Source organism: Pseudoalteromonas sp. ESRF-bin5 (assembly GCF_002632075.1).
GTDB classification, from domain to species: Bacteria; Pseudomonadota; Gammaproteobacteria; order Enterobacterales; family Alteromonadaceae; genus Pseudoalteromonas; species Pseudoalteromonas marina.
The window spans coordinates 1-6883 of sequence record NZ_NTLW01000161.1; the positions used below are offsets into that span (position 1 = coordinate 1).

The 6883-nt window shown below is 40.1% G+C and carries 6 protein-coding genes and 2 pseudogenes; 6 read left to right on the forward strand and 2 right to left on the reverse strand.

Annotated elements, in window-relative coordinates; translation table 11 throughout:
• Positions 1 to 707 (reverse strand): annotated as a pseudogene (locus BCG07_RS09025) (hypothetical protein); the annotation flags it as partial.
• A gap of 134 nt (positions 708 to 841) precedes the next feature.
• Positions 842 to 1510, reverse strand: coding sequence for an HAD family hydrolase (locus tag BCG07_RS09030; protein WP_008128555.1), 669 nt, complete (start codon positions 1508 to 1510; stop codon positions 842 to 844).
• Between the two features lie 364 nt (positions 1511 to 1874).
• Here BCG07_RS09030 and BCG07_RS09035 point away from each other — a divergent pair, with 364 nt between their 5' ends.
• The 6 genes and pseudogenes from BCG07_RS09035 to BCG07_RS09060 form a co-directional block, all read left to right on the forward strand.
• Positions 1875 to 3407, forward strand: coding sequence for a catalase (locus BCG07_RS09035; RefSeq protein ID WP_286889897.1), 1533 nt, complete (start codon positions 1875 to 1877; stop codon positions 3405 to 3407).
• Between the two features lie 96 nt (positions 3408 to 3503).
• Positions 3504 to 3965 carry an ankyrin repeat domain-containing protein gene (locus tag BCG07_RS09040; protein ID WP_502694055.1) on the forward strand — a complete coding sequence of 154 codons (462 nt, stop codon included), beginning with the start codon at positions 3504 to 3506 and terminating at the stop codon, positions 3963 to 3965.
• Positions 3966 to 4084: 119 nt separating this feature from the next.
• A complete protein-coding gene (locus BCG07_RS09045) occupies positions 4085 to 4954 on the forward strand; it encodes an alpha/beta hydrolase family protein (RefSeq protein WP_008128547.1) in 870 nt (289 codons plus the stop codon).
• Positions 4955 to 5125: 171 nt separating this feature from the next.
• Positions 5126 to 5779, forward strand: a complete 654-nt coding sequence (locus BCG07_RS09050; RefSeq protein ID WP_286889899.1) for a TetR/AcrR family transcriptional regulator — start codon at positions 5126 to 5128, stop codon at positions 5777 to 5779.
• 3 nt (positions 5780 to 5782) lie between these two features.
• Positions 5783 to 6265, forward strand: coding sequence for a putative 4-hydroxy-4-methyl-2-oxoglutarate aldolase (locus tag BCG07_RS09055; protein ID WP_008128543.1), 483 nt, complete (start codon positions 5783 to 5785; stop codon positions 6263 to 6265).
• 340 nt (positions 6266 to 6605) lie between these two features.
• Positions 6606 to 6883 (forward strand): annotated as a pseudogene (locus BCG07_RS09060) (amidase family protein); the annotation flags it as partial.

A 6883-nucleotide genomic window follows, 5' to 3' on the forward strand; every position in this document is an offset into this window, starting at 1 on the left:
AGTAGGCCAATTCCCTGCTCCCCTTCTGCATTCGTACCTGTCCATATGGATGAGTCGCCAATGGTCATAAAGTCACTAAAGCTGGTTAAAGTGGTTGACCCAATTACATGATTTGAAAGTTCAGGGAAAAGTGCAAACGAGCCCGCTATAAAAATAACAAATAGCCAAGGTGCACAAATTTTAGAAAAGTCAGCTACAGTAGAAAAACCATACATAGCCACAAATACAACAATAGAGCCAACGGCTAAAACAATACCCACAAACGCTAAACTATTTGGGTACCAATCTAACTGTGCGGGAATATCAAATAAAAATCGAACCGCAGTGGACGATACCGTAATCATCGCAGCCGATATAACACTAAAAATAATGACGTTAGCCCAGTTATAGAGCTTAGTCATTGAGTTACCAGCAATTTTGTTCAAATAATTATATAAACTTAAACGCGTCTCTACTGCAATTGGCGCTGTAATTAGCCACCAAGAACACATTGCTAATAAATTACCAATTAATAGACCTAGTAAAATGTCGATGGTTGATGCACCCAGTGCAACAAATGTTGCACCAATAACAAACTCAGTGGCTGCAACATGCTCACCCGCGTATAATCCGGCAAAATGCTTCCAACCATGAAGCTTATTATTAGCAACGGGAAGTTGCTCTTCGTTCACATCTTTAAATGTGTGTGTGTGTGGACTCGTTGCCATGGTACTTCCTATTGTTTTAACACGATAATAATCACAAAAACGTGCATTTAGTTGTGTGTGCGGCTAAGCACACAACCTCGAAAATTCTTAAACAACGTCATTCATGTCAGTGTGGGACTAAATCAACGCTGTTTTTATATTTTTAGGGTTGGATACATTTCATAAAACGCTTTCCAAGCTGTTAAATGAGCAACCTCGGGGTATGCCTTGTGAACAAAATTAACAGCTCCTTGCATATGCCCTCCACCGCTGTAATGAAGTACTTGCATGTTTGCGGCAAGCGCCGCACTCACGCCCGCTATAGAGTCTTCTATTACCAAGCAATGGGCTGGGTTAACCCCCATTTTTTTAGCGGCGTGTAAAAATAAATCCGGCGCAGGTTTGCCATTTTTTACTTCACTTGAAGTAAACACCTCATCAAAATAATGACTCAATTTAACGACGCTTAATGCCTTTTCTGTTCGTGCAGGGCTACTACTAGTTGCTATACAGCTAGGTGTAGCTAAATTAGCCAATACCTCTTTAATGCCATTTGTGGGCATTAGGGCTGTTTCAAACTCATGTAAAAGTGCATTTCTATAATCAGCTTCAAATCGCTCTGGCAATTCAACATTAAAAGCATCAGCTATCTTTTGAGTAACCGCTTTAAAATTGCACCCTAAAAAATGTTCTTGTACATAAGCACGGTCAATAAACACCGCTTTATCAACAAGCATATCGATGAGCACTTGCGCACTTAAAACTTCGCTGTCAATTACAACGCCATCACAGTCAAAAATAACCAATTCAATTTTAGGGTTCATTTTTTTACCTTATTGCATTTAGTTTTATGCAAACACAACCTTGAGCATAAGCCCATATAGTGAGCATATTCTCTTTATTATTATGATATGTCAACACGGTGTGAACTTAAAAACTCGCTACATAGTTCAAATAATCAACACCTCAATACAAAAGCTGTTGATTTTCATTAGTTTTGATTTTAGCTGTCACGACTAAAATCGCATGCCGTATTCACAGCAAGTGTATTTACTGCAGATGCCAATCTACTTTTGTGATTATTACAATCTAAACAATCAATTTTACCGAAATAAATTTAACCCATACACTCGTTAACAGTTAAACAGCCAGCAACACTGCCGGCACTTTTAAATAATGAAGTCGACAATGAAAACTCAAATAAACACAACAAAAACTAAATTAACTTTAAGCGCATTAGCCCTTGCAGTGGCATTACCTGCAAGTGCGGTTACCACTCTTACAAAGGACAACGGCGCAGCTGTTGGCGATAATCAAAACTCAATGACCGCCGGTGAGCGCGGCAGTGTATTGCTTGAAGACGTACACCTAATTCAAAAGCTGCAACGTTTTGCACGCGAGCGTATCCCTGAACGTGTAGTGCATGCGCGAGGAACTGGCGCACACGGCGTGTTTGTAGCCTCAAAAGAACTAGACGATTTAACAATTGCGGCGCCATTTGCAGAAGCAGGTAAAGAAACAGACGTATTTGTTCGTTTTTCATCAGTAATTCACTCAAAAGGTAGCCCTGAAACGCTGCGTGATCCTCGTGGTTTTGCTACAAAATTTTACACAGACCAAGGTAATTGGGATTTAGTAGGTAACAACTTACCTGTGTTCTTTATCCGTGACGCGATTAAATTCCCAGATATGGTTCACTCGTTAAAGCCATCTCCGGTAGATAACATTCAAGATCCTAACCGCTTATTTGAGTTTTTCTCGTACGAGCCGGGCTCTACTCACATGTTAACGTGGGTATACAGCGACTACGGTACACCAGCTAGCTTACGTAAAATGGATGGTTGGGGCGTACATGCATATAAAATGATTAATAAATCAGGCGATGTTAAATATGTTAAGTTTCATTGGGTAAGCCAACAAGGTATCGACAACCTAGATTCAAAAGAAGTAGCCGAAGTACAAGGAAAAGATTTTCAACACTTAACACGCGACCTGTACACCGAAATTGGTAAAGGCAACTTCCCTAAGTGGGACCTATACATTAAAACACTTGACCCATCGCAGTTAGACGACTTTGATTACAACCCATTAGATGCAACAAAAATGTGGTTAGACGTTAAAGAAACAAAAGTGGGTACAATGACCTTAAACCGTATGCCAACTAACTTCTTTCAATCTACAGAACAAGTTGCAATGGCACCGGCAAATGTAATCCCGGGTATTGAGCCATCTGAAGACAGACTATTACAAGGGCGTGTGTTTTCATACTCAGATACACAAATGTACCGCTTAGGTGCTAACCACCAACAATTGCCAATTAACCGCGCAAAAGTTGATGTGGTTAACTACAACCAAGACGGCGCAATGAACTACGGTAATACAACAAGTAATGTGAACTACCAACCAAGTCACGAAAACGTTGCAGAAAACCCAATTGCACGCAGAAGTAACACTGAACTTAAAGGTTTTGTACAACAAGCCGCGATTGAAAAGCAGCAAAACTTCGCACAAGCTGGCGTACTTTACCGAGGCTTTAGTAAGCAAGAGCGCACTAACTTAGTTGACAACTTAGCTGGCGATTTAGGCAAAGTGAAAGACAGCAAAGTAAAGCACAAAATGCTCAGCTACTTCTACAAAGCCGACAGCGAGTACGGTACACGTTTAACTAAAGCCGTAAATGGCGATATTAAAATGGTTAAACAATTAGCCGCTAAACTTTAATAATTTTACCCAACCAAGAGGAAGGATCGACTCTCCTTCCTCTTTTTTTAAAAGGTAAACCGTATGCGTAAATTCCTTATTATATTTACTTTAGTAATGAGCTTTTTAAGCCTTGGTAATGAACAACAAAATACTGTGAATGAGCCAACAACCGCACAAGCACAATACGACAGCTTACTTGCATATTACTTTGCTGCCGCACGTACTGACGACACCGCCGTAATAACGCAGTTTGTTGATGCTGGCATTCCTATTAATAGTTACAACAACAAAGGTTACACCGCGCTAATGATTGCCACTTATCACGGTAATAAAAGCACGGTTAACACGCTTTTACAGTTAGGCGCTAATGCCTGCCTTGAAGATAAGCGTGGCAATACGGCCCTAATGGCCGCTATATTTAGAGGCGAATTTAGCATTGCTAAAACACTTGTCAGCCTTGATTGCGATAACGCCCATCAAAACAAAGCCGGCCAAACAGCAGAGCAATTTGCACAAACTTTTGGTCAACAAAAAGTACTCGACTTACTAGCGCAGGTGAATAGTGACGCAAAATAGCTTGTTTTTGATTTTTTGCCATTAGGACATGAACACGGGAAAAATAGTATTATTGCCTCTACTGGTCTAACCAGCTATTCTTTTCACCTGTGTACTTTATATGGAAAATAATAACTCTAATGGCCACACCACACTTTGATCACATCACTATTACCTGCAATAACAGGCAAACATTAAGCGCGCATGTATTTAAACCAGAAGGCACCATAAAAGGCGCAGTAATGATTGCACCTGCAACGGGGATTAAGCAGCAGTTTTATGCAAACTTTGCTACTTACTTGCAGCAAAATGGATTTGCCGTTATTACGTTTGACAACAGCGGGATAGGCCAATCACTTAAAGGCAGCATTAAAAATAGTAAAGCGAATTTGCAATCGTGGGGCGAGCAGGATATGCCCGCAGTGCTAGAACAACTTCAGAAAACATTTCCGAATACCCACTACCATTTGATAGGTCACAGTGCCGGCGGGCAGCTAGTAGGTTTAATGCACAATGCCACTCAACTCAGCTCACTGTTTAACTTTGCGTGTTCGTCGGGCAAGTTAACCAATATGCGCTTGGCGTATCAGGTTAAAGCACACTTTTTTATGAATGGGGTTATTCCGGTGAGTAATGCACTATTTGGCCATACTAAATCACAATGGTTTGGTATGGGCGAGCCTTTACCTATAGGCGTAGCTCAACAGTGGCAAAAATGGTGTAACGCACAAGGGTATGTTAAATCAGCATTTGGCAATACAGTATTTCAACATTTTTATAATGAACTAGTCATGCCTTCGCTTTGGATTAATGCCAGCGATGATGATATAGCAAATAACGATAATGTTGCTGATATGCTTTCTGTTTTTCCAAAACTTAACGCACAAACGCTACATTTAACGCCCAGTGAATATAACCTGAAAGATATTGGCCATATGAAGTTTTTTAGTAAAAGGTCTGCCGCTTTATGGCCTTTAGCACTAGACTGGCTAAACAAACATAGTATTTAACACCATGGTGTGTTTAGCTCCCTATACGCTAAACACACACCTGCTAACTCCATCTAACCTCTGCATACCTAAGCATATTTACGTGCTGTTAAATTTAAAGCCACTTTAGTAATTGACCTTTCGGTCAGTAAAGCTACAATCAATCAACACGTTAAACACGCACAATCAATAATGACCACACAAATAAAACCAAATAAAAAAGAAGTCACTCGGAAAAAAAACCAACTGCTTATATTAAATGCCGCCGAGCAATTATTTTCTCTTAATGGGTATGACGGCGCAAGCATGAGCATGGTTGCAAAAGAGGCTAACGTTCCAAAAGCTAACATACTGTATTACTTTAAAAGCAAAGATGGCCTTTACGAAGCGGTAATAGACAGAATAATAGCAAATTGGAACTTAGGCCTTGATAACGTCACCGCTGAAGACGACCCCGCAGCAGTGCTTTATAACTACATAAAAAGTAAAGTAATACTTGCCGTAAACCAACCTCTTCAATCTCGTTTATTTGCCAATGAAATTTTGCGTGGCGCCCCCTATTTACAAAACTACTTTAGAACAAATACACGGCCTTGGGTTAAACAAAAAATTGATGTGTTTCAATCCTGGATGGACGCAAAAAAAATAGACCAAGTTGATCCCCATCACCTTTTATTTACTATTTGGTCAACAACACAATACTACGCAGACTTTCAAGCAGAAGTACTGCTAGTTATGAATAAATTAGAATATGACGAAACCGACGTGGCACAAATAACACAATCAATTGCCCACATAATTTTAAAAGGTATTGGCTTAAAAATACCCGCCCCAAACGAGGCCTAACACATGGAAAACTTTACAACCCCTGACCTATTCGACGATCACCGCAACTCGGTTCAAGTAGCAGATAGTGGCTTGCGCCACTTTGGTAAAAAAACCACCTTTAGTGGCCAAGCAGTAACGGTAACCTGCCCAGAAGACAACTCGCTTGCCGCCGATGTTCTCCATCAAGATGGTAAAGGGAAAGTGTTAGTAATTGATGGATTTGCTAGCAAACGTTTTGCTTTTATTGGCGACATTATGGCCGAACGCGCGCTACAAAATGGCTGGGAAGGTGTTGTAATAAATGGTTGTTGCCGCGATATAGAAATACTTGCCACTATGAATTTACCTGTAATGGCAATTGGTTCAACCCCTCGTAGCACACTTAAGCGCGGTTTTGGCGATCAAGACCAAGTTATTAATATGCTGGGTACCGCAATAGCACCAAACGATTGGCTGTATGGCGACGTTAATGGCCTAATAATTAGTAAAGCCCCCCTTATTTAATAAATTCGTGTAAATAATAACAACCAGTTTGGTGCAGCAATGCACCAAGTTGGTTTGTTTTGCGGTTAAAAACACCCACTTTAAAACTTCAAAATTATAAATCCCCCTCTGCAACCCCCAAAAACCTGACCAATCGGACAGGAATTTACTTTTGGCATTTCTTTTGCTTGTATTAAGTTCGCTAAAACCACAACCACCGATGCAAAGTACAATTAGTGCTCAGTTAATAAAAATAAGATATTACGTAGAGAGCTGAAAAAAATAACAACACTATTCTCTTTTACTCAATTTAAAATTAGTAAATAACCATTTGGTCAGTTTTATGTAGATGGGTTACAAAATGAACACGCAATTAAAAAATAAAAACACAGGTATATTTTGTGACCATGGACCCAGTAATTGGCAATCAAGTCAAACGGGCATACTAAGCACTAAGCGCCTAGCCGTAAAAGATGTATTTGCCGTTAAAAAGCAAAAAAACAGTGCAGGTAATCCCTGCTGGTTTAAAACACATCCACCAGCCCAGCGAACAGCAAGTAGTGTAAACAAATTAATGGATGCAGGCTGTATTTTTAAAGGTTTTACCCATACCGACGAGCTTGCCTATAGCTTAGAAGG